This window comes from Microbacterium sp. Bi98 (genome assembly GCF_918698045.1).
Taxonomy (GTDB): Bacteria; Actinomycetota; Actinomycetes; order Actinomycetales; family Microbacteriaceae; genus Microbacterium.
In genome coordinates this window covers 62,906-89,370 of sequence record NZ_CAKKLK010000012.1, presented here as the reverse complement: position 1 = coordinate 89,370, position 26,465 = coordinate 62,906, and the positions used below count along the sequence as shown (strand labels likewise).

The window sequence follows — 26,465 nt, the reverse complement described above, 5'->3', positions numbered from 1 at the left end:
GGTGCAGGCGCTCGCACAGGCCGCCGAGGTCGACGAACCGGAGGAGTGACGAGTCGTCTGGGGGATCCCCATGGGGATGCCCGCGCCCGACCGCCGCATCGCTGTCGATGCGGCTCGATCGGCTCAGACCCGGGCTGCCCACCATTCACGGAGCCGCTGCTCGGCGGCATCCGCTCCGATGACGCCTTCGTCGAGGCGCAGCTCGAGCAGGAACTTGTAGGCCTCGCCGACCTCACGACCGGGCGAGATGCCGAGGATCTTCTGGATCTGGTTGCCGTCGAGCTCGGGCCGGATGGAGTCGAGCTCCTCCTGCTCGCGCAACGCCGCGATGCGCGATTCGATGTCGTCGTAGGCGGATGCCAGTCGTCCGGCCTTGCGCTTGTTGCGCGTCGTGACGTCGGCGCGGGTGAGGATGTGCAGCCGCTCGAGCAGGTCGCCGGCGTCGCGCACGTAGCGCCGCACCGCGGCATCCGTCCACGCGCCCTCGGCGTATCCGAAGAACCGCAGATGCAGCTCGATCAGCGTCGATACCGACTCGGTCGTGTCGGTGTCGAAGCGCAACGACTGCAGGCGCTTGCGTGCCATGCGCGCCCCGACGACGTCGTGATGGTGGAAGGTGACGACTCCGCCGTCCTCCAGCTTGCGGGTGCGGGGCTTGCCGATGTCGTGCAGCAGCGCCGCGATCCGCAGGGCCACATCGGGCTCGGCACCGGGGTGACGCGAGTGCTCGAGCGAGATCGCCTGGCGGAGGACCGTGAGGGAGTGCTCGTAGACGTCCTTGTGATGATGATGCTCGTCGACTTCGAGTCGCAGCGCACTCACCTCTGGCAGGAACTCCTCCATCAGACCGGTGTCGACCAGCACGCGGATGCCGCGCACCGGGTCATCCGTCTGCATCAGCCGCACGAGCTCCGATTGGATGCGCTCGGGACTCACGATCTCGAGGGTGGCGCGCAGCTGCGTGATCGCGTCGGCGGTGTCATCGTCGATCCGGAAGCCGAGCTGGGCGCTGAAGCGCGCGGCGCGGAGCATGCGCAGCGGGTCATCGCCGAACGAGACCTGAGGGTCGGCCGGAGTGCGCAGTACCCCGGCGACGAGGTCTTCGACTCCCCCGGTCGGGTCGACGAGCGTGATGGCCGGCACCAGCAGAGCCATGGCGTTGACGGTGAAGTCGCGTCGGTGCAGATCCGCGTCGATCGTGTCGCCGAACTCGACGGTGGGCTTGCGGGTCACACCGTCGTAGCTGTCTGCGCGATAGGTCGTGACCTCGACCTGCTCACCCTGCACACGCGCGCCGATCGTGCCGAACGCCCGACCGATGTCCCACTGGGCCGTGGAGATCGGCTTGACGATGCGCAGGATGTCGTCCGGCATCGCATTCGTCGTGAAGTCGAGGTCGTGGGTCGGCCTGCCGAGCAGCGCATCGCGCACGGGCCCCCCGACGACAGCGAGGTCGAAGCCCGCCTTCTCGAAAGCCTCCGCGAGGGTGCGGACGACCGGATTCTCGGCGAGCGCGCCGAGACGGGCGAGGCCGTCAGCCATGTTGAGCATGGGTTCCAGCGTACCGGGGTACGGGTGGCACCCGCGGGCCGCAGTCCCCGTCGAGCGGACGTCAGAACAGCGGGTTCTCACCCTTGGCCTGCGCGACGGCGCGAACTCGCGCCTGCACGAGCCGCACGAGGAGCGTGCTCAACAGGAACCCGCCGACGACGGCGACAGCGACGATGAACCAGATCCCGATCTCGGGATCGATCAGCTCGAAGCCGTAGATCGCGACAACGAGCAGAAGCAGCACCGGCCCCTCGATCAGCGCGAATGTCACGAACAGCCGCGTCTGACGGCGGCCGAAATCGGCGTTCACGGCACGGACGCGCGATTCGATCGACGACTCACCTGCGTAGCTCATGCCCCCACGCTACCGGCGTCGAATCGCCTCACAGTCCCCGCTCTCGTGCTCGGCATCGCCCGAGTCCTAGGATCGGCACGTGGCCGCAGAAGCGAACGAGTCCCCCTCAGCGCCTGACACGTCCCGGCGCGGGTTCCTCAAGATGGGCGGCGCCGCACTGGCCGGTGTCGTGGTCGGCGGCGCGGCTGGCGCTGCGATCGGCGCGAACGTCGCGAACCAGCGGAAGGGTTTCGCCACTGAACCTGATCCGTTCGCCGCACTGACTCCCCGCAGCGAACCCGGATTCGATCATCTCGTCGTGGTGATGGGTGAGAACCGCTCGTTCGACAACCTGCTCGGGTACCTCTACTCGAAGGAGTCGCTTCCGACAGGCGAGAAGTTCGAGGGTCTCGCGTTCGGGACGCACAGCAACACGGCATCCGACGGCACGGTCGTCGACGCGCACGTCTACACCGGCGACACCGACCGGATCATGAGCCTGCCCGATCCCGATCCGGGCGAGGAATACCCCCACGTCAACACGCAGATCTTCGGCACCGTCGACCCGAAGGACAACGCCGACCTGTTCGTCGACCAGATGACGGCCCCCTTCAACGCACCCACCCACGGCGAGAAGGCGACGATGTCGGGGTTCCTCGAGGACTACATCATCAACTTCCGCCGTCTGCGCAAGGGCGTCGAGCCGGCCCCCGACGAGGCCGCGCACATCATGGGGTCCTTCTCGCCCGAGATGCTCCCTGTGCTCTCGACCCTCGCAGCGGAGTTCGCGGTGTTCGACCACTGGTACGCCGGGGTGCCGTCGCAGACGTTCTGCAACCGGTCGTTCTTCCACGCGTCGACGTCGCACGGCTTCGTCACGAACCAGGCCGGCGGCGGGTACCGCAAGTGGCTCGATGCGCCCGCGGCCCCGACGGTGTTCAACCGTCTGGAAGACGAGAAGGTCAGCTGGAAGATCTACATCGACAAGCTCCAGCTGGTGTCGTTCACCGGGATGCTGCACGCTGCCGTGCTGGAGAAGTACTGGCGCACCGAGCACTTCGGCACGATGGAGGACTTCTACGCCGATGCGAAGAACGGCACCCTTCCGGCGTATGCGTTCATCGAGCCGCGCATGGTCTACGACCACAACGACTTCCACCCGCCGTTCGGGTCGCCCCGTGAGAGCGAGGTCGACGGCGAAGCGGTCTACGACAGCGCCATCTCGGACGTCCGGGCCGGCGATCGGCTGATCCACGACATCTACGAGGCGGTGCGCACGAGTGCGTCGCCGAAGGGGTCGAACGCGGTCAACACCCTGCTGCTCATCACGTTCGACGAGCACGGCGGATGCTACGACCACGTGCCTCCGCCCGCGGCGACGAAGCCCACGGAAGACACCGGGGCGGGTGAGATGGGCTTCACGTTCGATCGACTCGGATGCCGAGTGCCCGCGATCGCCGTGTCGGCCTATACGAAGCGCGGCACGATCGTCCACGACGAGATGCACCACGGATCCGTCACGGCCACCCTCTCGCGGCTGCACGGATTGAAGCCGCTCAACGACCGCGACCAGTCGGCGAACACACTGTTCACCGCTGTGAACCTCGACGCACCCCGGCATCCGGCCGACTGGCCCGTGACCACGCCCGCCTACACGCCGCCGAATCCCGAGCAGCGCGAGCCGAAGCCCGGTGAGGCCGACCAGATGAAGCCGCTCACCCCACCCGCCCGCGGCCTGCTCGGGCTGCTCCTCGCCAAGTACGGCAAGCCGGGTGAGCCGGAGCCCGAGACGTTCGCCGACGCCTATCGCCTGCTGCACGAGCACGGCGACGAGCTGTTCGGGCCCGCGAAGGGTTCCTGATCTCGGGGGGTGGCTGCGGCCGTCGGCATCGCGCCGACAAGCACTGCGACGAGGACGATGGCTCCGGCCAGGAATCCGCTCTTGGGCGCTCGCATGCGGCCAGGCTATCGATATATCGGCTCGCCGTTCGAGGAGAAAGAAGGGCGGATGCAGTTCGCATCCGCCCCTTCAACCGCAGTTGCGGTCGATCGTCAGACCGGATCTCCCTGCACGGGACCCTCGGTGTTCGGCTTCCAGCCGAGCGCCGGGGCGACATGGGTCGCGAACGCCTCGAGCACGTGGAGGTTGTATGCCGGCCCCAGCTGGTTCGGGATCGTCAGCAACAGAGTGTCTGCCGACATGACGGCCTCGTCAGCCAAGAGCTGCTGGATCAGCACGTCGGGTTCGGCCGCATACGTCTTGCCGAAGGTCGAGCGGAAGCCGTCGATGATGCCGATCTGGTCGGCGTTCTCCTCGCTGCGCAGACCGAAGTACGCCCTGTCCATGTCCGAGATGAGCGGGAACACGCTGCGGCTCACCGAGACGCGAGGTGCTCCGGTGTGTCCTGCCTCCTTGTAGGCGGAACGGAACAGGTCGATCTGCTCGCGCTGCAGCTGATGGAACGGCACACCGGTCGCCTCGGTGAGCAGGGTCGAACTCATCATGTTGAGACCCTTGCGGCCGGTCTCCTCCGCGGTGGCGCGGGAACCCGAGCCCCACCAGATGTGGTCGCGCAGGGTGGGCGACTGGGGCTCGATCGCGAGGTATCGGCCGGCTCCCACCATGCGGGGGTCGCCGGGGGCGAGACCCTCGCCGTCGATCGCACGGAGGAAGAGGTCGAACTTCTCGCGAGCGATGACACTGCCGCGCTCGGGGTCCTCCTCGTCGTGGAAGCCGAAGGTCTCGTATCCGCGCAGAGCCGTCTCGGGTGACCCGCGGCTCACGCCGAGCGCGATGCGACCGTCGGCGATCAGGTCGAGTGCCGCCGCCTCCTCAGCGAACTGGAACGGGTTCTCGTACCTCATGTCGATCACGCCGGTGCCGACCTCGATGCGCTTCGTACGCGCAGCCATGGCTGTCAGCAGCGGCATGGGCGACGCCGCCTGGCGAGCCCAGTGGTGCACGCGCACAGAGGCGCCGTTCACGCCGATCTCGTCGGCACCCTCCGCGATCTCGATGGTCTGCTTCAGCATGTCCCCCGCGGTGCGGGTCGCCGAACCGGGCACGTCTGCATAGTGCCCGAAGGAGAGGAATCCGAAAGCCTTCATGGTGTATTCGAACGCATATATGCGAGCGGGTATTCCTGCATCACTCCCCCGGGATCAGCAGACCGTCGAGCACGAGCTGGCGGATGCGGGGCTCGAGGTCGGCCCACAGGTCGACGAGCGGCACCTCGAACAGGTCGGCCAGAGCTGCGACGATCTGCATCACCGTGAGCTCGCCGTCGCAGGCCCCGACGAGAGCGGCGAGCGCCGGGTCGACCGCGATGGTCCGTGCGAAGCCACCGCCCTGACGCAGTTCGATGATGCTCGGATCGTCGTTGCCCGGAAGCAGATGTCGTGCCTCGGTGACATCCGGAGCGACGATCAGCGTCGTAGGCAGTCCTTCTGCGAGCACGTCGTGCGCCGCGAGACCCGAACGCAGCGCCCCGCCCACGCTCGAGACGGGCTGTGCGACGCGCTCGAGACGACGCAGGGGCGCTCCGCCGCCCGCCGGCCGCCGCACCAGGATGTAGCCGAATCCGACGGCGGTGACGCCACGCGCGGCGAAGTCATCGAGCCATGCGGTGAGCAGCGGGGTGAACGCGGCATCGCGGGGCGTCGTGCCTCCGTCGCGGATCCACAGCTCTGCGTAGCCCAGCGGCGACAGCTCTTCGCGCTGGATGACCCACAGATCGAGGTCGGCAGGAACCCACGACGAGAGGCGATCGAGACCCGCGCGTCCACTCAGCGATGCCTGGCCACCGCGCGACTCCCAATTGCCGAGCAGCTGCGCCACGCCTCCCGGGGTCAGGAAAGACGGAACCGCACGGAGGAACTGCTCGACGAGCGCGTCACCGACGAGTCCCCCGTCGCGATACTCGTACTCGGGGACCCCTTCCGCGCGCGGGGTGATCACGAAGGGCGGGTTCGACACGATCAGGTCGAACGCCTCTCCCCCGACGGGCTCGAACATGCTGCCCGATCGGAACTCGATGTTCGAGACGCCGTTCAGCTGGGCGTTCAACTCGGCATAGGCGAGCGCTCTCGCCGAGATGTCCGTGGCGACGACGGATCCTGCGTGACGAGCGACGAGCAGTGCCTGGATGCCGCATCCGGTGCCGAGATCGAGGGCACGGTCGACCTCGATCGGCATGATGACCTCGGCGAGCGTGCGGGAGGCGCCGCCGACTCCGAGCACGTGATCCGCGGGCAGCGCTCCGTCGAGCGCCACCTCGTCGAGGTCGCTGGCGATCCACCATTCGCCGATCCCGTCGGCGTCGACGAACGACTGGGGACGCAGCAGCGCAGTGGGGATCACCTCGTCGCCCTCAATCCTCGCGAGGCCGAGGGCCACGAGGCCGTCCGCTCCGAGTCTCGGGAGAGCCGTCGTCACCGCGGCGATCGGCTGCGGCATCCCGAGCACCAACAGCCTGCCGAGAGTCGCGAGCACACCGTCGTCACCGGCGATCGCGCGCAGGATCGGCTCGCGCATGCCTCTGGCCAGCGCGTCGTCCTCCTCCTCGCCCCACAGGCGACGCAGCGGCTCCGAGCGGAGATCCGCGGCGTCGAGATCTGCGGCGAGCGCGGTGCTGCGGAGCGGATCGGGCGTGGGGGCGAGGGTGTCGGACACGGCCGTCACTCTACGCGTCTTCAGGGTTCTCATTCAGCCAGCGGCCTAGAATCACAAGGTCACCACTCACGAGCAGCCTGGGATCCCGGCGTTCGAGGAAGACCTTCATGACCGCGACCATCTTCGAGAACGGCCTCCGCACGCGCCTGCAGCGCCTGGCGCGCGGGTCCGTCATCTCGGCGATCGTACTCGGCCTGGTCAGCACGGGCGCAGGCAGCGCGGTCGCAGCCGCCGACGACGAGTCAGAGGCGTCCTCCGTCGAGCTCCTGTTGTCGGCGGGGGTGCGCGGAACGGTCGCCCCTGGCACAGCGACGACGGCCTCGATCACCGTGCAGAACGACGCGAAGTCCGAACTCTCCGCCGGACGAGTCACTCTGGAGATCAACCGCACTCCGCTCGCGGACGAAGCCTCGGTCACGACGTGGCTGAATGACTCCGACGCCACAGGGGGTTTCGACCAGCTCGGAACCGACACCGTCGCACCGGTCGACGCCGAGACCTCCGCGACCACGAGCCTCTTCCTGCCTCCCGAAGTTCTCGGCGACCTCGCACCGGGTGTGTACCCGCTGCGCGCGACGCTCAGCGGGGCACAGAACGAGGGTCAGGATGCCGCGCGAACGGTGACGTCGACATCCGTGCTCGTGGTGACCGCTGCTGCGAATCCGCCCGTCGCCGTGATGGTGCCGATCACGGCGACGCCCTCCGACGGCGCCCTTCTCACCGCGGACGAGCTCAGCGCTCTCACCGCGCCCGACGGCGCACTCACCGCGACGATCGAGGGTGTCCGAGGGACGTCCGCGACCCTGGCGATCGACCCGGCGATCCCCGCCGCCATCCGCGTGCTCGGCTCTTCGGCGCCGCAGAGCGCGCGCGAGTGGCTGCGACTTCTCGACGCTCTGCCCAACGAGCGGTTCTCTCTGCAGTTCGGCGATGCCGACGCCACCACACAGGCGCAGGCGGGTCTTCCGGGACTGCTGCAGCCCACGACGCTCGCGCCGTTCCTCACCCTCAGCAGCTTCACCGAGCCTCCGGACGAGACCCCCACCGCGACTCCCGCGCCGACTCCCGCCTCGCTGCCGACGGATGGCAGCGCACCGACTCCCGTGCCTACACCGAGTGATGAGCCGAGCCCTCAGCCCACCGACGGTCCGGTGCTGCCCGACGACGCACAGCTCATGGCCGTCGAGGGGTCGACCCCCGGCATTCTGTGGCCCCGCAGCGATGTCTCCGCCGCCGATCTCGACACGTTCTCGACGTACCTGAGCGGCGGCGCGGTCACTGTCCTCTCCTCTGCAGCGGTCGGCGGTGCGGTCGGCGCGCACGCCGCGATCGATTCGCACAGCGTGCTGGTCGCCGTGGATGCCGCATCGGATGCTCTGTCGCAGGCGGCGAGCGAAGACGACGACGCCGCCCGTCAGCAGTCGCTGGCCGAGGCGAGCGCTTATCTCGCCCTGTCAGCTCAGGAGAGTCCGACGACGCCGCTTCTGATCGGACTCGACCGCGACGAGACCCGCACCGCTGATGCGCTCAGAGAGGCCGTCTCATCGGTCGACTCCCTCGCGTTCGGTCTCTCCGAGGTCCTCGCGATCCCGGCGACACCCTCGACCCTTTCGACCGAGCCCGACCCGGCACGAGCCACGGCCCTGCAGGGGATGCTCGACAGCGAGGTCGTGCTCGGCGAGTTCTCCACGATCCTCGACGACAGCCAGCTTCTGCTGAGCCCCAAGCGCATCCAGATCATGCGGGCGACCGCGGTCGGCCTGACTGACAAGGGCTTCTCAGAGGCCGTCGCCGACGTGAACGAGCAGACGACCGAGACGCTGAACGCGGTCGACATCCCTCCGGCGAGCACCATCCAGCTGCTCTCCGCCAACGCCGACCTCCCGTTCTCGGTGCGCAACGACCTGCCATGGCCGGTGAACATCGAGCTCACGGTGAAGCCGAGCGACCCGCGCCTCGAGGTGCAGTCCGTCACGCCGTGGACGATCCAGCCCGGCACGACGACGAGGGTGAAGGTCCCCGTGTCGGCCCGAGTGGGCAGTGGCGAGGTCACCCTGACGCTGTCGCTCTCGAGCCCCACCGGTGTGCCGATCAGTCAGCCCGAGCGCGTGCGCGTCTCGGTGCGGGCCGAATGGGAGACCATCGGGCTCGCCGCATTCGGCGGTCTGATCGTGCTGCTGCTCGGTCTCGGCATCATCCGCACCGTCCGACGCCGGCGGCGTGAAGCCCTCGCCGGCGACGAAGAACAGGCGACCTCCTCACCGGATGCCGTCGAGGAGCTGAATGAGTAGTCTCGGCCGCGCCAGTGCACTGATCGGGGCCGGAACGCTCATCTCGCGCGTCACCGGGCTCCTGCGAACCATCGTCCTCGTCGGCGTGATCGGCTCGGTCGGTGCGGGCGCCGCAGACGCCTTCGCGATCGCGAATCAGCTGCCGAACAACGTCTTCTCTCTCATCTCGGTGGGCGTGCTGACCGCGGTGATCATCCCGCAGATCGTCAAGGCGACAGCGGACGCCGACGGTGGCAACGCCTTCATCTCGAAGCTCTTCACGCTCGGCACCGTCGTGCTGGTCGTCATCACGGGTATCGCCACGATCGCCGCGCCCTGGCTCGTGTGGCTCTACGCCGGCAAGGAGGGTTCCGCGGAGTTCCTCGCGCTCGCGACGGCGTTCGCGTACTGGTGCATGCCGCAGATCCTCTTCTACGGGCTCTACGCGCTGCTGGGCGAGGCGCTCAACGCACGGCGGATCTTCGGGCCCTTCACCTGGGCGCCGGTCGTCAACAACATCGTGTCGATCGCAGGCTTCCTCGTCGTGGGCGCGCTGTTCGGCGGCCCGCTCACCCGCGTCTCCGACTGGACTCCCGAGATGATCGCCGCCCTCGGTGGAACGGCCACGCTCGGCATCGTGATCCAGGCCGCGATCCTGCTGATCTTCTGGCGCCGCACGGGTCTCGCGCTCCGCCCCGACTTCCGTTGGCGCGGCGTCGGACTCGGCAACGTCGGACGGCTCGCCGGATGGACGTTCCTCATGGCGCTGACGAGCCTCGGCGCCGGACTCGTGCAGACCCAGATCCTCACCGAAGCCTCCGGACGAGGCGCGTCCGTCGCCACCTTCCAGTACGCCTGGCTGATCTTCATGCTCCCGTACTCGATCATCGTGCTGTCGATCGGCACGCCCTACTTCACGCAGATCAGCGAGCACGCGGCGGCCGGCAGACATGCCGAGGTCCGCGCAGACATCGCCCAGAGCATCCGCACCCTGCTCTTCTTCATCGCCGTCGCCGTCGCCGCGGTCGCCGCGGCAGCGATTCCGGCGTCGCGAGTCTTCACCAATCAGGCGTCGCACGCCGAAGAAGCGGCGCTGGTGCTGCTCGCCTTCCTCGTATGCCTGGTTCCGCTGACGATCCTCTTCATCGTGCAACGCACCTTCTACGCCTACGGCGACACCCGCACGCCCTTCTGGTTCACGCTGTTCCAGTGCGGTCTCGTGGTCGTCACCGCTCTGGTCGCGCAGTGGCTGCTCACCGCCGAGATCATCGAGGTGACCATGCTGGCCGCAGCCATCGCGCTGGGCCAGTCGATCGCGAGCACCCTGCAGATGATCGTGGCCAGCTGGCTGCTGCACCGCAAGATCGGCGGACTCCAGATCCGCACCTGGATGACCGCTGTCGTCCGCTACGCCGTCGCTGCCGTTCCTGCCGGGTTCGCCGGGTGGGGCGTCTTCCTTCTGCTCGGCGGCCCGACCGGGTGGACCACGTCCGACAAGATCCAGGGAGCCATCGGCACCTGCATCATCGGCCTCGCCGTCGTGGTCGTCTACATCGGCATCCTGGCTGTCCTGCGCGCTCCGGAGCTCAAGGTCGCGAGCGGCATGCTGCGGCGTTTCCTGCCGGGCCGCTGAGCCCCCTCGCGCGGGAATGTCGCGCGGTTACCATTGGTTGAAGCAGTCGAACGTCTTTCGGCGTCTCAGCATCTACGACGGAGAGCACATGCGTCAGGTCATCATCATCGGTTCCGGTCCCGCCGGATTCACCGCCGCCATCTATGCGGCGCGCGCGAACCTCAAGCCGCTGCTCATCGCGAGCACGGTCGAGGTCGGCGGAGAGCTGATGAACACCACCGAGGTCGAGAACTACCCCGGCTTCCCCGAGGGGATCCAGGGCCCCGAGCTCATGGCGAAGTTCCAGGAGCAGGCTGAGAAGTTCGGCACCGAGGTCGTCTACGACGACGTCACCGAGCTCGACCTCGCCGGCCCCGTCAAGAAGGTCACCCTCGGCAGCGGGACGGTGCACGAGGCCCAGTCGCTGATCTACGCGACCGGCTCCGCCTATCGCAAGCTCGGCATCGAGGGCGAAGAGCGCCTGTCGGGCTACGGCGTCTCGTGGTGCGCCACCTGCGACGGCTTCTTCTTCCGCGAGAAGACGATCGCCGTCGTCGGCGGCGGCGACTCGGCGATGGAAGAGGCCACGTTCCTCACCCGCTTCGCCGAGAAGGTCTACGTCATCCACCGCAAGGACACCCTGCGCGCCTCGAAGATCATGCAGGAGCGGGCCTTCGCGAACGAGAAGATCGAGTTCGTGTGGAACAGCGAGGTCGCCGAGATCCTCGGTGGCGACTCCGTCACGGGCGTGCAGCTGCGCAACACGGTCGACGGCACGCTGAGCGACCTCGCGCTCGACGGCCTGTTCATCGCGATCGGCAACGACCCGCGCACGCACCTCGTGCACGACAAGCTCGAGCTGACCGCCGAGGGCACCATCTGGGTCGACGGCCGTTCGTCCGTCACCTCGGTCCCCGGTGTGTTCGCCGCCGGCGACGTGATCGACCCCACCTACCGTCAGGCCATCACGGCCGCTGGCTCGGGCACGGTCGCCGCTCTCGACGCCGAGCACTTCCTGGCAGACCTCGAAGACGCATCGGTCGAGTTCCCGGCCGCCGAAGCCGCTGAAATCATCACCGCCTGAGCGGACGGGAACACTTTCACCTCGCCCGCTGTTGTAGCAGGCGAACCTCGAATCAAGGAGAACTCTGATGAGTGCAAAGGCTACGAGCCAGGCGACCTGGGAGCAGGACGTTCTGCAGGCCGAAGGTCCCGTCCTCGTGGACTTCTGGGCCGAGTGGTGCGGACCGTGTCGTATGGTCGCCCCCGTTCTGGACCAGATCCAGGCGGACAACCCCGACAAGATCACCATCCTCAAGCTGAACGTGGACGAGAACCCGCAGCTGGCGATGAAGTACCAGATCACCTCGATCCCCGCGATGAAGGTGTTCCAGGGCGGTGAGGTCAAGACGACCATCATCGGCGCCAAGCCGAAGCCGGCCCTCGAGCAGGACCTCGCGGCTTTCATCGGCTGATCCTGCAGTCTTCAGGGCCGTCACCCCTCCGGGTGGCGGCCCTTTCTCGTACCCGGCCGCTTCCGTCCCCATTCCTGAGACGAGAGCCGACTACTTGTCGGAGATCCGCACCGGAGGAAGTCCTCGAGACGCTCGAGCGCGGTCGACGAGCTCCTGGATGATGGGGGACTTCGCGGCGTTGTAGGTCGTCCTCCCCCTCGCCTGGGCGGCGACGGCGTCGCACTTCGCATGCGAGTAGCGATCGGCATCCTCCGGATGCTCCAGAAGCCAGTCCCGCAGGATGCGCTGGTGCACCGCATCCCACTCCTCCTCGACGAAGAAGTGCGCGATCGCGATCCGCACGCCGTCAGATTCACGGATCATGACCGGGTGCGTGCGCACAGCGCTGCCCAGGCGCCAGCCTGCGGCTTCCAGAGCGGCCCTGCGCGCGTCGAAGTCGCTGCGATCGACGATGCGGATGGCCAGGTCGATGATCGGCTTCGCGCGCATGCCGGGGATCGCCGTCGATCCGATGTGTTCGATCAGCCAATCCGCGTCCGCGACCGCGTGAATCTCAGCGGCGAACGCCTCGAACTGGTTCGGCCACTCCGGGTCGTAGGAGACGAGCATTCGCGGCACGATAGGTGCCTAGGAGGCGTCGGCGACGGACGGGTCCCAGCGTCGGTGCCGCTGCTTCTCGTCGAGAAGGCCCCAGACCGCCGGCGTGAGCTCGGGGTACTCCAGCGCGATCTGACGCAGCACCCGGTAGTGCCGAGCCGCGTTCGGTCGCACACCGTCGTTCGCGGTGATGTTGTCGGCTCGCAGCAGGTAGACGACGAGCTCATCGACGCTCGGCAGCTCCTCCATGAACTCCCACGGATCTTCCCCGCCGAGGAGCCTCTCCTGGATCAGCACGGCGAGTTCGTCCGACGCTTCTGCTCTCAGCACTTCGAGGCTGGCGCGGCGCGGAACTGACTCGGTCATGCTTCCAGCCTACGTCGCCCTGCGGGTGCCCCGGCGCTCCACCTTCAGCTCGTCCGTCATCTCCTCGAGCTCGCGACCCTTGGTCTCGGGCACCTTGAAGTACACGAAGAAGAACGACAGCAGCGCGAAGAACGCGTAGAAGCCGTAGGCGAATGTGAGGCCGATCTCGGCGAACACAGGGAAGGTGGTCGAGATGAAGAAGTTCGCTGCCCACTGGGCTGCTGCCGCGACCGCGAGTGCGCCGGCGCGGATCGAGTTCGGGAAGATCTCTCCCAGAAGGACCCAGACGAGCGGACCCCAGGTGGCACCGAAGAAGACCACGAAGCCGTTCGCGCAGATGAGGGCGACGGTCGCCCAGGGGTCAGGCAGGGTCGCTGTGCCCTCGGCGTTCAGCTCACCGAACGAGAAAGCGAGCGCCATGAGGCCCAGCGTCACCGTCATACCCACAGAGCCGACGAGAAGCATGATGCGTCGGCCGACCTTGTCGACCAGCAGGATCGCGATGATGGTCACCACGATGTTCGTCACCGACGTGATGACGGAAGTCAGCAGGGCACTCGACTCATCGAAGCCGACGGACTGCCACAGTGTCGTCGAGTAGTAGAAGATGACGTTGATGCCGACGAACTGCTGGAACACGGAGAGCAGGATGCCGACCCACACGATCGGCTTGAGCCCCAGACGACTGCCCCGCAGGTCGCTCAGCGACTCCTTGCGCTCGGTGTCGATGGTGCTGGTGATCTCCTGGATCTTCGCGTCGACGTCAACGGCCCCCGTGACCGTCTCGAGCACCTGGGACGCGCCTTTCAGATCGCCCTTGCGCACGAGATATCGCGGCGATTCGGGCAGACGGAACGACATGATCCCGTAGACGAGTGCGGGCACCGCCTCGATGATGAACATCCATCTCCAGGCGGTGAGTCCCCACAGAGGCTGGTCTGCGGCACCCGCGAGGCCCGCCAGCCACGCGTCGGAGAGCAGAGCGGCGAAGATTCCGGTGACGATGGCGAGCTGCTGCAGAGAGCCCAGTCGACCTCGCACCCGGGCAGGCGAGACCTCGGCGATGTATGCGGGAGCGATGACGGATGCCGCACCGACACCGAGACCACCCACCACTCGCCAGATGATGAGGTCGACGACACTGAACGCGAGTCCCGAGCCGATGGCGGAGACGAAGAACATCGCCGCCGCGAAGACCATCACGGGGATTCGCCCGCGTTTGTTCGCAATCGGTCCTGCGAACCACGCACCGACGGCACACCCGATCAGGGCCGACGACACCGCGAAGCCCTTGAGCCCGACCCCGAGGTCGAAGCCCGAGACGTTGCCCGCGAGAGCATCGACGGCGCCGTTGATCACGGCGGTATCGAATCCGAAGAGGAAGCCACCGAGTGCTGCGGCGATACTCACCGCGATGACGCGGCGTTGGAACTTCACTGGACTCGCTGCTCCGGACATGACTCCCCCTCATCGACGAGATGTCGAGAGTCTACGACCGCTCAGGGGTCGAGCGGCGGTATCACGCCGGACCGTACCCCGATTCGCCCAATTCACCGAGGATGCGGTTCAGATCCTGAATCGATGCGAAATCAATGATGACCTGGCCTTTTCGAGCGCCCAGCGACACCTTGACGCGAGTGTTGAGCCGATCGCCGAGGTTGCCGGCCACCTCGTCGAGGTATGCCCGTCGAGCGCCCGGAGTCGGCTTCGCCGTCCGGCCGGGTGCTGCCGGCTCCGTCTTCGCAGCGACCTCGGTCGCGCGCACCGACAGGTCCTCGTTCACGACCTTGTCGGCGAGACGCTGCATGGCCTCGGGTGAGTCCAGGCTGAGGATCGCGCGAGCGTGTCCAGCCGTCAGCACCCCCGCCGCCACACGCTGCTGCACGGGAACGGGGAGCTTGAGCAGACGGATCGTATTGCTGATCTGAGGGCGCGACCGACCGATCCGCGTGGCGAGCTCTTCCTGGGTGATCCCGAAGTCCTCGAGCAGCTGCTGGTATGCCGAGGCCTCTTCGAGCGGATTCAGCTCGGAGCGGTGCAGGTTCTCGAGCAGAGCATCGCGCAGGAGATCTTCGTCGGCAGTCTCGCGGACGATCGCCGGGATCTTCTCGAGGCCCGCCTCCCGCGCGGCGCGGGTGCGCCGCTCCCCCATGATCAGCTCATACTCGCCGTCGCTGTTCTTGCGAACGACCACCGGCTGCAGAACGCCGAACTCACGCACGCTGTGCACGAGCTCTGCGAGGTCCTCGGGATTGAAGTGCGTGCGCGGCTGACGCGGGTTCGGCACGATCTTCTGCGGATCGACCTCGACGAGGTGGATGCCGGGAACGACCTCGAGATCGCCTTCTGCTGCGGGCTGGTCACTGGTCTGCTCCGTCGCCGGCCGCAGGTTGGCTCCGGGGAAGAACACATCCACGGGACGCTCGGACTGATCAGCCGTCGGGATGAGGGCTCCGATGCCCCGACCCAGTCCAGTGCGCTTCGCCATCATTTCTCCTTGCTCTGCGTCGCCGTCCGCGACGCGATCTCGACAGCGGCCTCGCGATACGCGACGGCGCCGGCGGATTGCCCATCGTAGGCGATCACGGTCTGACCGAAACTCGGTGCCTCCGACACCCGCACGGAACGCGGGATGACGGTGTCGAGCACCTGTTCGGGGAAGTGTGTGCGGACCTCGTCCGCCACCTGCTGCGCGAGTCGCGTGCGTCCGTCGAACATCGTCAGCAGGATCGTGGAGAGGTGCAGTCCGGGATTCAGGTGCTTCTGGATCATCTGGATGCTGCCGAGCAGTTGACTCAGACCCTCGAGCGCGTAGTACTCGCACTGGATGGGGATGAAGACCTCGTTCGCCGCGGTGAAGGCGTTGATCGTGAGCAGCCCGAGCGACGGAGGGCAGTCGATGATGACGAAGTCCATACGGTTGTCGACGAGATACTCCTCGAGCGCCCGTCGCAGTCGATGCTCCCGTGCGACCTGCGCGACGAGTTCGATCTCTGCGCCGGCGAGATGGATGGTGCTCGGTGCGCAGAAGAGGTTCTCGTCCTCGGGACTCTGCTGCACGATGTCAGCGAGCGGGGTGTCTTCGATCAGGACGTCATAGACGCTCGGAGTCTCGGCGTTGTGCGGCACTCCGAGCGCGGTCGAGGCGTTGCCCTGAGGGTCCAGATCGATCACAAGGACCCGTGCGCCAAGACCCGCGAGTGCAGAGGCGACATTGACGGCGCTCGTGGTCTTACCTACGCCGCCCTTCTGGTTGGAGACCGTCAGGATGCGGGTGTCGCCGGCGAAGTCGATGGACACGGTCTCGAGTGCTCTGCGTCGTGCGGAGAGGTCGGCGAGTTCCCGCGCGAGCGGCGTATCCATCCCGAAAGAGTCCTTCGGTGATGCCTTTTCGGGCTGTTTCACGTGAAACATCCACTCCTTTCGGGGCCGTGTTCCACTCTAATCGCTGCGGCAGACGTTGCCTTCTCGAATCCTTACTGAGTCGTGCAGGCCGGTGATAACTCGTCCGGACGTGCCGTTGCGGAGAGAATGGCACTTTCGCCTTCTGGCCTGGGTGTTCATTGTGCCGTTGAACGTCCTGACGCACCGGAGATAGGGCTACACGCATGGAGGGACGACGTCCACGCACTGCACCATCTGTCGCGCCGGCGACCAGTTCGTGTCGGTGGTTGCACGGGCGTGAGGAGAGCAGGTGTCTCTGTCCTCGGCCCACACGGATGTCGCGCCCTCTGTGAAAGAGGCTGCCCGCTAGCGGCTCACGGGACTCAACGAGCCTCCGTCGCTGACGCCCCTCGTTTCGGGGAGACCGACCGGTCACAAAGGACTCGTCAGCATCCTTCACACCACTATCGCGTGGAACCGGATCCTCCCCTGTGCGCCGAGGTCCGTGGTGACGGTCGACAGCCGCATAGTTTCACGTGAAACATCTGACGCATATCGGCCTGGATCAAGATCGTAGGAGCTGCTCGATCCGGTCGACGACGGCGGTCAGCGGTTGAGTTGCGTCGATCTCGGACGTGCATGTCGCCCGCAGTAGCGGCTCCACGGTTTCGAGGTTCGTGCGAATCTCGTCTTGCTGCACCGTCGTCGAGCCGTAGGGATTCGAAGATCGCCGACGAACACGATCGAGCATCACCGAAATCGGCGCTGACAGGAGGACCACGTGGTCGAAGCGGTCGTAGAAGGCACCCTGATTCGACACCGTGCCAGACACGATGACTTCGGTGCTCTCCCCGAGTAGCGCACCCATCAAGACCTCGTCCCACAGTCCCGACTCGGTTGTCCATGGTCCATAATCGGTGTCGACGACGGAGTATCCCCGCTCCCCCAGTACCTGCAGCGCGCTGGACTTGCCGACGCCAGACATCCCAGTGATGAGCATGCGCACCATGCATTCACCATATCGATGTTTCACGTGGAACATCGCCGACGTGAGTGACAGGAGCGTTCTACCCGGACCGCGTGCAGGCGGACGAAATTGCCTCCGCGTCCAGAGCTGCTCCGGCTAGCCGAGCGGTAGCAGGCCCCCACTCTTGCTTCGGGTTCTACGCTGGCTCCAGCCGGCGCATGACTGTGAGCGCGACGGGTTTCACTCCGCTGCGTGAGCGCCTGCCCTCATCGCATCGGGGTGGTGTCACCAGCGAACCTCACCCCCGAGGTCACCCACGCGCGAATCACCTAGTCGTCACAGACGCATCGCGCACGCCACGCACGGCTTCAGACAGCCCAGCCACGTCGATTGACAAAGGGTAGCGCCGTGATCGCGTGAGACCGACCATTCGGGGCGGAGCCCCACCCATCTCATCGCGACCTCAGCGGCGTTTCACGTGAAACATCTCCTCAGACGGGCACTAACGAAGTACGTCGTTCGCATGCTGCACAGCTATCAAGGATTGGGCCAAGGAGCGTCGACGGCCTCGGCTCTTCGCTGCAAGCATCGCTCTAGGGTCAGCTCGCCCACCTTGGGTCCGGTGAGGATCTAGTGCATGGCGTCGATCCGCAAAGGAACCGCAGGCGCGAAACACCACTCACAGTGTTTCACGTGAAACGTTCGTCTACTGCGTCCCGTCTGCTCTTCCCTTGCGTCATACTGACGGCAAGTCAGCACGAGCCACGCCCACCGGCTGGCCACGGTTGCCGAGCTCGGGTGGTGCACGGATCCGCCCCTGAACTGGGGTTTATCCGAGAACCCCGCCCGCGACCGTCGCAGCAGACCTCGGGGTGCACCTCGCTGGCATCCGCAGCAGGGGCATCAGCAACGACCGCGTGCGTCCCATTGCGGGTAGCCCTCCAGAGCGCTGCTGCTCGGGCTCTCGGTGCGACACCGAGCCTCGCGCCAGCTCACGATTTCTATCGTTCAAACCGGGGACCGCCGCTTCTCGGGCCAAGAATCCCCGCACCTTCGAGACGCCCGATGACTCGTCACATCAATGAGCTAGCGACTGTCTCGCGAGCGGGGCTTCGCAAACTACTCACTGGGATCGTGACGCGATCACTAGTCTTTGAAACCGTCCACCCGACGGTGTACGGGCACCCAGTAACGACGCGCCACTAGAGCGCCCTCAATCGCCCACGTCGCGGCCGGCCCCGAGACCCTCCCCCTGTTCCTGCTATCGCGCGGTCGCGATCATCCGAAGCCATCACGACCCGCCGCTCGATGTTTCACGTGAAACACTTGTGCCTGCCGCATAGCGCGACGCGGTCGGCCCGAGGAGAGACGTCCATTCGTGCCAGGAAGGCTTGTCACTCACTCAAGCCATGCTGCGAAGAACCCCGGTAAGACTGAGCAGGGTGTTGCCAGATCACCCTTTCGCCCGAATGTTGTCAACGGCAGCGGGTCAGAACAGCCGCCTGACCGGTTCCGCCGCGATACCCGATTGAAAGTTCCAGCTATGTCCGGCCGCCCACCATGCCTAGAGCAGACGGTCCCGCTCCTCGGCGCCATGATCTGGTTGTCAGCTCGCAACGCTCCCCCGGCGGATGATCTGGACCGGGATGACACCCGTAGCCACGCCAAGGGCACCGCGATCCGTTCCGTGGCAGCGACTCAACGATTGTTTCACGTGAAACATACGACTCCCGGCGGACCCGCGCCCCGGTCCACGAGCTCTGAGCGCCACACGTGCGCTCCACCACGCGCGGACCCCACTCAGTAGTCAGAACGCCCAACAGACGGCACACGGCACACGGCACACGGCACACGGCACACGTCCGAGTAGCGCAGGTCAGATCACGAGAGCGCAGATCAGAACAGGAGAGATCACTGCAGACCGCACGGTGTAGTGCGGTCTAGGGCAGTTCAGTGAGGTGAAGTCCGCTGCTGTGAAGTGACGTGGGTCGAAAAGCAAGGATCCAGACCCGGCGCTAAGAAGAAGGGTGGCTCGCAGCACCGCTCCCCCGCGCAGCGACGAGCATCGCAGCGCACAGCAGCCGTCCGCAGTGCCTCGAAGTGCGGCTGAGTGGCACAGATCAGACCAGCGAGCGCAACGCCCTCGTGACCCGGACCACCGCAAGTTGTCGGCGGAATCCCTTCACCCCACCTCGGCCCGCCCCGACTTACCCCCGCATGGCAGTCGTCCTAACCATGTTTCACGTGAAACATGGTTAGGACCCCCGGTCGTTCCCAGAGGGGCGAACACTCTCGCTTACGAGCACACGGGGACAGACCCATTCCGGATTCCGACACCGGACACGTCTGCGGTGAAGCCTGATCTGTCGTGGCACACGCCCACGTCCCGTTACCACCGAGCGTGATCCCGGGACAGTCTTTGACGGCGAGGGCAGAGCGCCGGCGGCTATCCGGCACTGCTGAGCGTATCCGGCAGCGCTTGAGTGCCTCATCACGTCGCAACGGACCTCCCACACAGGTGCACGACCAGGGTCGGAAGAAAACCCTTCTCATCAGCCATAAACTCGAATCGTGGCATGATCGTCGAGGGACTCTACCGGCCTCGCGCGGTGACCAGGTCTGGCTCAACCGGGCGAGCCCCGACAATAGATCTCATATGCTGCAGGGGCAGATCACAACAGTGCCTGGCCCATGACCACCGTGCGTGGCCAAGTCACCCACCACCTGCGACATAGCACGCGGGTACACATCTCGAACGTGGAATGTGCGCCCATCCCCGACGAAGCTCAGGTTCCTGAACCGCGGCATCGACCCGTCAGCGGACGACTGCCCTCACCACGCGCGTCGTCTCGGGCAGTACGTTCTCGCCGAGAGTCTCGACGCGGACGTCCGACAGGCGGAACTTCTTGATCTGCTTCTGCGCTGCTTCGATCTCGTTGACGGCATTCATTCCCTTGAGAAGGGTGAGCTCGCCTCCATCGCGCACGAGCGGAGCGGTGAGCGGGATCAGCGTTTTCAGAGCACTCACCGCACGAGCTGTCACGACGTCGAAGCTCGCAGGAGTCACCTCCTCGGCACGCGCGCGCAGAACTTCGACATTCGTGAGCTTCAGCTCGGCGACCTGATCGTTCAGCCAGATCACCCGGCGCTCCATCGGCTCGACGAGCGTCCAGTGCACATCGGGTCGCGCGATCGCGAGGACGATACCGGGCAGCCCCGCACCCGAACCGATGTCCGCGACCGAACCGTGGAACAACGGGGCGGCGATGACACTGTTCAAGATGTGCCGGGACCACAAACGCGGGAGCTCGAGAGGACCGATGAGTCCTCGCTCCTCGCCATGCTGCGCGAGAGCCGCCGTGAACTGCCGGGCCAGCTCGATCCGATCGCCGAAAAGATCGACCGCCACCGACGGTTCGATCTCCAGGTCACTCACGACAGCATCCCGCTGGCCTGACGTCGCATGTGAAACGTCAACGACGACGCAGAACAGTGTGGCGGTCGGCACCCTCGCCATAGGACTCGGACACGAGACCCTGATCAGCCGCGATGTCGTGCACCAGCTTGCGCTCATAGCTGGACATGGCGGGCAGCGACGCCTGGGTCGCTCCATCGTCGAGCTTGGCTGCGGCGGCGTTCACGAGCGTCTCGAGCTGACGGCGGCGCGCATCGCGCGATCCGCCCACATCGAGGATCAATCGCGAGAACGAACCCGTCTTGCTCTGGACCGCAAGACGCGTGAGCTCCTGAAGCGCCTGCACCGTGTCGGGTGCAGACAGAAGCGCCAGTCCGTCTCCCTCAGCCTCGACCGAGACATATGCGCGGCCCTGCCGCACGTCGAGGTTGAGGTCCCCATCGATGTCGGCGATGTCGAGCAGCTCTTCGAGGTAGTCAGCGGCGACGTCGCCCTCGTTCTCGAGCTCTGCGACCGTGGGCTCCACGGTCTCGGTCACGTTGTCGGTCGTCACGAACCGCTCCCCTTCTTCTTCGAACGCTTCTTGCCCACCGGCTGCTGACGCTTGGGGGCCTGCGCCTTCGCGCGCTCCGCCTCTTCGAGCAGACGCTGCTGCTCTGCTTCGTATGCCGCCATCGGGACGACCTTGCCCGAGGCGTCGATCGCCTTGCCCTTGCGAGCAAGACGCTCTTCACGAGCCTTCGCCGCCTCAGATCCGGGAGTCGGCATCTCACGGATGACGAGGAACTGCTGTCCCATGGTCCAGAGGTTCGAGATGAACCAGTAGACGACCACGCCGAGCGGGAAGAAGATGCCCGAGAAGATGAAGCCGAGAGGCAGCACGTAGAGCATGATCTTCTGCATCTGGTACGCCTGGCCGGTCTTGGCTTCGGGCGACAGGTTCTTCGAGATGATCTGCAGCTGCGTGAAGAACTGCGACGCGATCATGAGCACGACGAGCGTGACCAGGATGATGATCGCTGTGGTGTTCCCCGCGTCGACCGCGTTCCCCAGCGTCTCGTGCAGCGATGCGACACCGAAGAGCTCGGCGTTGTAGAACTGCTCGGTGAGCTCGGCGTTCAGCAGACCGACGCCTCCGACACCCAGGTTGTGGTGCTTCGAGACGTCGCTCAGAACGCTGAACAGCGAGAAGAAGATGGGCATCTGCACAAGAAGCGGAAGACAGCTCGACATCGGCGTCGTGCCGTGCTTCTTGTAGAGCGCCATGGTCTCGCGGCTCATGGCCTCGCGAGAGAGCTGATCCTTCTTACCCCGGTACTTCTCCTGAACTTTTCGAAGCTCAGGAGCAATTTCCATCATCTTTCGCTGGCTCTTGATCTGCTTCACGAAGAGCGGGATCAGGGCAGCACGGACCACGATCACGAGACCGACGATCGACAGCACCCAGGTCAGACCGGATGCGGCAGGAAGACCGACGGCCGTGAACAGCCAGTGCCAGGCGACGAGTACGAGCTCGACGACCCACTTGAGGGGCCAGAGGATGGTTCCGATCAGATCGAAGCCGCCGGAGGCAGGCTCCGGCGAGGGTGTTGCGCTGGCGAGCAGAAGGTCAAGACCCACCGATCAATCCTTTCGGGCAGGGACGACGAAACCGTGAGCGGTCAGGTCATAACGGAAGTGTTCGTGCGGACGGACGTCATCGACGCCGCCGTGGCTCCAGGGATTGCAACGAACGATGCGCCACGCCGAGAGCGCCGCTCCCCGCACTGCGCCGTGCTGTTGCACCGCACCTACAGCGTAAGCGGAACAAGATGGGTAATAGGCGCAGACATCTCCATACATCGGGGAGATCACCTTGCGGTACCCGGCGAGGAACCCCAGGACGAGATTCCGCGGGATCAGCGGGATGCTGCGGATCGCGTCACCGGCATGAAGGTGAGCGGAGCCGATCGAGGATGCCGGAAGAGCGGTCATGGCCGCTGCCCGAGACGATCCAGGCACCGGTTCACGTCCGCACTCAGCTCGGCGTAGGTCGCGGTCGCGGATGCAGGAAGGGCACGGATGACGACATCCGTGCCCTCGGGGACCCGCGTCAGCGCGTCCGCACACACGGCTTTGAGTCGCCGGCGCACGGTGTTGCGCACCACAGCGGTGCCCACCTGCTTGCTGATGATGAATCCGAACCTCGCGGCTCTGCTCTCGCCCGTCGTCAGCATCGAGGTGACGACCTTGGCTCCGCCACAACGGGATCCGCGTCGAACGACCAGTCGATAGTCGCTCCCGCGGGTCACACGATACGGGCGGGCGAGCACAGCGATCTACGCGGAGAGCTCGGTGCGGCCCTTCGCGCGACGAGCCGAAAGGATCGCGCGGCCGGCGCGGGTACGCATACGAAGACGGAAGCCGTGCTTCTTGGCGCGACGACGGTTGTTGGGCTGGAAGGTGCGCTTGCTCATGGAATCACTCCGGGAATGCTGCCACCGGGATCATTTTGACCGGAGACATAGGGATCTGCCGTTCAGGCATAAGTCAACCGATTAAGGGTACGTCTTGACGGCGCGCAGAGCAAATCTGCGCGCTTCGACCACCAGCTCAGGCACGATCCGCACAGCTATTATCCACAACCCTGCGGCATGCACGTATGAGCAACACGCGCGCGGATTCCCGTAGGCAGGTTGCCGTTCCCAGCCGTGGTGACTACCGTGGCATCCGAAGTTATCCACAGGCGGGCCGCGTCATCCAGACGGCCCGTCGTCCCCTCAGCACGGAGCGTCATGTCATCACCTGCCCAGCCCGACGTTCCGATCTGGACCACGGTGCAGGAGCTCCTCGAGGCGGACGACCGAGTCACTCCTCAGCTCCAGGGATTCCTCAGCCTCGCGGTTCCGGCCGGCGTGATGGCGGCCACCCTCTATCTCGAGGTCCCGAACGATCTCACCGCCGCGCAGATCAACAAGAGGCTGAGGCTTCCGATCATGGAGGCCCTCTCCCACATCGGCGACGAGGTGACGTCGTACCGCGTGGTCGTGAATCATGAGCTCGCCGAGCAGCCGACGGCGCCCATCGCGGTCGCCGACTACGGCCGCCAGGAGCAGATCCGCGTCGAATCCCCGATGGAGCAGCCGACGCAGCTGCGGCACGAGTCCCGTCTGAACCCGAAGTACACCTTCGACAACTTCGTCATCGGGCAGTCCAACCGGTTCGCCCATGCCGCTGCCGTCGCCGTCGCCGAAGCGCCGGCCAAGGCATACAACCCGCTCTTCATCTACGGCGACTCGGGCCTCGGCAAGACGCACCTGCTGCACGCGATCGGCGACTACGCCCAATCCCTCTATGCAGGGGTCAAGGTCCGGTACGTCTCCAGCGAGGAGTTCACGAACGATTTCATCAACTCGATCGCGAACAACCGAGGTGCAGCCTTCCAGGCCCGCTACCGCGATGTGGACATCCTCCTGATCGACGACATCCAGTTCCTACAGGGTCGCGCGGAGACCCAGGAGGCGTTCTTCCACACCTTCAACACGCTGCACGACCACAACAAACAGGTCGTCATCACGAGCGACGTCGCGCCGAAGCATCTCACCGGCTTCGAGGATCGCATGCGCAGTCGGTTCGAATGGGGCCTGATCACCGACGTGCAGGCGCCCGACCTCGAGACGCGCATCGCGATCCTCCGCAAGAAGGCGCAGAGCGAGGCGCTTCATATTCCCGACGAGGTACTCGAGTACATCGCCACCGTGGTGTCGTCGAACATCCGTGAACTCGAGGGTGCGCTGATCCGCGTCTCCGCATTCGCCAGCCTGAACCGTTCGGCCCTCGACATCTCGCTCGCCCAGACGGTGCTCCGCGACATCATCGACACGGCAGAGGACAACATCATCTCGCCGACCGACATCATCACTGCGACCGCGCAGTACTTCAAGCTGACGGTCGACGACCTGTACGGCTCCAGCAGGTCTCAGCAGATAGCCACATCGCGCCAGATCGCGATGTACCTGTGCCGCGAGCGGACGAGTCTGTCCCTGCCGAAGATCGGCCAGCTGTTCGGCAACCGCGATCACACCACCGTCATGTACGCCTACAAGAAGATCAGCGAGCTCATGAAGGAGCGCCGTTCGATCTACAACCAGGTGACCGAGATCACCACGCAGCTCGGTCGACGCTGAGTCCACGTCGCCTCGAAAAAGGGGGTCGTAGCTTCCGATAGGAGGCTACGACCCCCTTTGCGTGCGTGTGAGCGGCATACGACGGAGCAGATCGATGCCAGTTTGCACATGTGGATAACTTGTGGATGACTCGCCTGCAGGTCGGGACGAATGTGTGTGAAACCGTCGAACCTGTGGATAACTGTGGGAGACGGTTCGACCCGACGGATGCCGTCCACCCGCGGATTCCTCAGGGATTCCACAACTGACAACCGTGTAGTTCCCTACTCGCGTCTGCTTTCCACCGAGTTATCCACAGTATCCACAGGTGTTAACACCGTTAAGGAGTTAATTCAATTCAGGGGCGATCCGATCACCAGAGGGTGGGGAAAGTCCGACAGGCCCGAGCTTTGATCCGGTCGTAGGGATACTCCCGAGTTGGGGGCTAGCATGGGAAGCCCTGCACTGGCAGGACCGATGACGACACGTCTCAGAACGACGACAAGGGAGCACCCGTGAGGTTTCAGGTCAACCGCGATGTCTTCAGCGAGGCCGTGTCGTTCGTGGTCAAGCTGCTTCCGCAGCGCAACCCGCAGCCGATCCTCGCCGGCGTCCTGATCGAGGCAGACGGCTCCGGTCTCACGCTCTCGGCGTTCGACTACGAGGCATCCGCGCGCACGACAATCGAAGCCACCGTCGACACACCGGGCACGATCCTGGTGCACGGTCGACTGCTCTCCGACATCGCCAGCCGCCTTCCCAACGCGCCGATCGAGATCGCCGTCGAGGACGACGGCAGCATCACGGTCACCTGCGGCTCGGCGCGGTTCACCCTCGCAGCCATGCCGGTCGAGGAATATCCGTCGATCCCCGAGGTGTCCGGTTCCTCCGGCGTCGTGCCCGCCGACGATTTCGGCACCGCGATCAGCCAGGTGGGTTTCGCCGCCTCGCGCGACGACGTCACCCCGGTCCTGACCGGAGTGCAGCTCGAGGTCTCCGGCCAGACGCTCAGCCTCGTGGCCACCGACCGCTACCGCGTCTCCCTCCGTGACGTACCGTGGGACGGTGAAGCGGTCGAAGCCAGCGCACTGGTGCCCGCACGCACTCTTCTCGAGGTCGGAAAGACCTTCGGTCATGCAGGCACCATCCAGATCGCGTTCTCGGGAGCGGGCGACCGCGAGATCATCGCGTTCACGGCCGGCAACAAGACGGTCACTTCACTGCTGATCAAGGGAAACTTCCCTCCGGTCCGCCGTCTCTTCCCGGAGCAGACCGAGCACTATGCGGTCGTGAACACCGCAGACCTCGTCGAGGCCGTGCGCCGTGTGTCGCTCGTGCTCGACCGAGCAGCTCCGCTGCGCTTCACGTTCACGTCCGACAGCGTGACGATGGATGCGTCGGGCAGTGAGCATGCGCGTGCATCCGAGTCCGTCGACGCGATCCTCTCGGGTGGCGACGACGTCACGCTCGGCCTCAACCCGCAGTACCTCATCGAGGCGCTCGGCGCGGTCAAGAGCGAGTTCGTCCGCGTCACCTTCACGTCGAGCGACAACGCGAACAAGCTCAGCCCCGTGCTGATCACGAGCCAGACCTCGGTCGACCAGGCCGGTCTGGATTCGTTCAAGTACCTGCTGCAGCCGAACCTGCTGCTTCGCTGATCCTGCGACGGGCGCGCTC

23 protein-coding genes are annotated in these 26,465 nt (G+C 65.7%); 7 read left to right on the top strand and 16 right to left on the bottom strand.

What is annotated here, in order from left to right; translation table 11 throughout:
- Positions 1 to 123 precede the first annotated feature (123 nt).
- Both LQZ85_RS15430 and LQZ85_RS15425 read right to left on the bottom strand, forming a co-directional pair.
- Positions 124 to 1,551 (bottom strand): CCA tRNA nucleotidyltransferase, encoded by a 1,428-nt coding sequence (locus LQZ85_RS15430; protein WP_056275640.1) that lies wholly within the window; start codon positions 1,549 to 1,551, stop codon positions 124 to 126.
- 61 nt (positions 1,552 to 1,612) lie between these two features.
- Positions 1,613 to 1,906 carry a hypothetical protein gene (locus LQZ85_RS15425; protein ID WP_056275643.1) on the bottom strand — a complete coding sequence of 98 codons (294 nt, stop codon included), beginning with the start codon at positions 1,904 to 1,906 and terminating at the stop codon, positions 1,613 to 1,615.
- A gap of 79 nt (positions 1,907 to 1,985) precedes the next feature.
- Between LQZ85_RS15425 and LQZ85_RS15420 the strand changes: the two genes are divergently transcribed.
- On the top strand, positions 1,986 to 3,746 hold the full coding sequence (locus tag LQZ85_RS15420) for an alkaline phosphatase family protein (RefSeq protein ID WP_230101149.1): 1,761 nt from the start codon (positions 1,986 to 1,988) through the stop codon (positions 3,744 to 3,746).
- 191 nt (positions 3,747 to 3,937) lie between these two features.
- Here the strand turns inward: LQZ85_RS15420 and LQZ85_RS15415 are convergent, their stop codons facing one another.
- Complete coding sequence (locus LQZ85_RS15415) at positions 3,938 to 4,993, bottom strand: LLM class flavin-dependent oxidoreductase (RefSeq protein WP_230101148.1); 1,056 nt, start codon at positions 4,991 to 4,993, stop codon at positions 3,938 to 3,940.
- Between the two features lie 40 nt (positions 4,994 to 5,033).
- Entirely contained in the window at positions 5,034 to 6,566 is a 1,533-nt protein-coding gene (locus tag LQZ85_RS15410; RefSeq protein WP_230101147.1) for a methyltransferase, read from the bottom strand.
- Positions 6,567 to 6,664: 98 nt separating this feature from the next.
- On the opposite strand from LQZ85_RS15410, the gene LQZ85_RS15405 reads away from it, so the two are divergent.
- From LQZ85_RS15405 to trxA, 4 genes are all read left to right on the top strand, one after another.
- Positions 6,665 to 8,848, top strand: a complete 2,184-nt coding sequence (locus LQZ85_RS15405; RefSeq protein WP_230101146.1) for a DUF6049 family protein — start codon at positions 6,665 to 6,667, stop codon at positions 8,846 to 8,848.
- On the top strand, positions 8,841 to 10,460 hold the full coding sequence (murJ, locus tag LQZ85_RS15400) for a murein biosynthesis integral membrane protein MurJ (RefSeq protein ID WP_230101145.1): 1,620 nt from the start codon (positions 8,841 to 8,843) through the stop codon (positions 10,458 to 10,460). The genes LQZ85_RS15405 and murJ overlap by 8 nt, the downstream gene beginning before the upstream one ends.
- An 88-nt stretch (positions 10,461 to 10,548) precedes the next feature.
- Entirely contained in the window at positions 10,549 to 11,523 is a 975-nt protein-coding gene (trxB, locus tag LQZ85_RS15395; RefSeq protein WP_056277582.1) for a thioredoxin-disulfide reductase, read from the top strand.
- A 67-nt stretch (positions 11,524 to 11,590) separates the two neighbouring features.
- A complete protein-coding gene (gene trxA, locus LQZ85_RS15390) occupies positions 11,591 to 11,914 on the top strand; it encodes a thioredoxin (RefSeq protein WP_042541543.1) in 324 nt (107 codons plus the stop codon).
- A gap of 90 nt (positions 11,915 to 12,004) precedes the next feature.
- On the opposite strand, the gene LQZ85_RS15385 is transcribed toward trxA, so the two are convergent.
- From LQZ85_RS15385 to rpmH, 12 genes are all read right to left on the bottom strand, one after another.
- A complete protein-coding gene (locus LQZ85_RS15385) occupies positions 12,005 to 12,523 on the bottom strand; it encodes a GrpB family protein (RefSeq protein WP_230101144.1) in 519 nt (172 codons plus the stop codon).
- Positions 12,524 to 12,541: 18 nt separating this feature from the next.
- Complete coding sequence (locus tag LQZ85_RS15380) at positions 12,542 to 12,877, bottom strand: hypothetical protein (protein ID WP_053098229.1); 336 nt, start codon at positions 12,875 to 12,877, stop codon at positions 12,542 to 12,544.
- Between the two features lie 9 nt (positions 12,878 to 12,886).
- Positions 12,887 to 14,314: a sugar porter family MFS transporter gene (locus tag LQZ85_RS15375; RefSeq protein WP_230101143.1), complete on the bottom strand. Its 1,428-nt coding sequence runs from the start codon at positions 14,312 to 14,314 to the stop codon at positions 12,887 to 12,889.
- Between the two features lie 82 nt (positions 14,315 to 14,396).
- A complete protein-coding gene (locus LQZ85_RS15370) occupies positions 14,397 to 15,365 on the bottom strand; it encodes a ParB/RepB/Spo0J family partition protein (protein WP_082586457.1) in 969 nt (322 codons plus the stop codon).
- On the bottom strand, positions 15,365 to 16,240 hold the full coding sequence (locus tag LQZ85_RS15365) for a ParA family protein (protein WP_269464941.1): 876 nt from the start codon (positions 16,238 to 16,240) through the stop codon (positions 15,365 to 15,367). Before LQZ85_RS15365 ends, LQZ85_RS15370 begins: the two co-directional genes overlap by 1 nt.
- A 586-nt stretch (positions 16,241 to 16,826) precedes the next feature.
- Positions 16,827 to 17,270 (bottom strand): AAA family ATPase, encoded by a 444-nt coding sequence (locus LQZ85_RS15360; protein WP_230101142.1) that lies wholly within the window; start codon positions 17,268 to 17,270, stop codon positions 16,827 to 16,829.
- Positions 17,271 to 20,043: 2,773 nt separating this feature from the next.
- Positions 20,044 to 20,664 carry a 16S rRNA (guanine(527)-N(7))-methyltransferase RsmG gene (gene rsmG / locus LQZ85_RS15355; RefSeq protein ID WP_230101141.1) on the bottom strand — a complete coding sequence of 207 codons (621 nt, stop codon included), beginning with the start codon at positions 20,662 to 20,664 and terminating at the stop codon, positions 20,044 to 20,046.
- 37 nt (positions 20,665 to 20,701) lie between these two features.
- Positions 20,702 to 21,196, bottom strand: coding sequence for a R3H domain-containing nucleic acid-binding protein (locus tag LQZ85_RS15350; RefSeq protein ID WP_056275682.1), 495 nt, complete (start codon positions 21,194 to 21,196; stop codon positions 20,702 to 20,704).
- Positions 21,193 to 22,263, bottom strand: coding sequence for a membrane protein insertase YidC (yidC, locus tag LQZ85_RS15345; protein WP_056275685.1), 1,071 nt, complete (start codon positions 22,261 to 22,263; stop codon positions 21,193 to 21,195). The genes LQZ85_RS15350 and yidC overlap by 4 nt, the downstream gene beginning before the upstream one ends.
- A 3-nt stretch (positions 22,264 to 22,266) precedes the next feature.
- Positions 22,267 to 22,617 (bottom strand): membrane protein insertion efficiency factor YidD, encoded by a 351-nt coding sequence (gene yidD / locus LQZ85_RS15340; protein WP_056275688.1) that lies wholly within the window; start codon positions 22,615 to 22,617, stop codon positions 22,267 to 22,269.
- A complete protein-coding gene (gene rnpA, locus LQZ85_RS15335) occupies positions 22,614 to 22,934 on the bottom strand; it encodes a ribonuclease P protein component (RefSeq protein WP_230101163.1) in 321 nt (106 codons plus the stop codon). The genes yidD and rnpA overlap by 4 nt, the downstream gene beginning before the upstream one ends.
- 27 nt (positions 22,935 to 22,961) lie before the next feature.
- The gene (gene rpmH / locus LQZ85_RS15330; protein WP_022889115.1) at positions 22,962 to 23,099 is read right to left on the bottom strand and encodes a 50S ribosomal protein L34; all 138 of its coding nucleotides are present in this window, start codon (positions 23,097 to 23,099) and stop codon (positions 22,962 to 22,964) included.
- 318 nt (positions 23,100 to 23,417) lie between these two features.
- Between rpmH and dnaA the strand changes: the two genes are divergently transcribed.
- Both dnaA and dnaN read left to right on the top strand, forming a co-directional pair.
- A complete protein-coding gene (gene dnaA, locus LQZ85_RS15325; protein WP_053098239.1) occupies positions 23,418 to 24,809 on the top strand; it encodes a chromosomal replication initiator protein DnaA in 1,392 nt (463 codons plus the stop codon).
- A 494-nt stretch (positions 24,810 to 25,303) separates the two neighbouring features.
- The gene (gene dnaN, locus LQZ85_RS15320) at positions 25,304 to 26,446 is read left to right on the top strand and encodes a DNA polymerase III subunit beta (protein ID WP_053098240.1); all 1,143 of its coding nucleotides are present in this window, start codon (positions 25,304 to 25,306) and stop codon (positions 26,444 to 26,446) included.
- Positions 26,447 to 26,465: the final 19 nt, after the last annotated feature.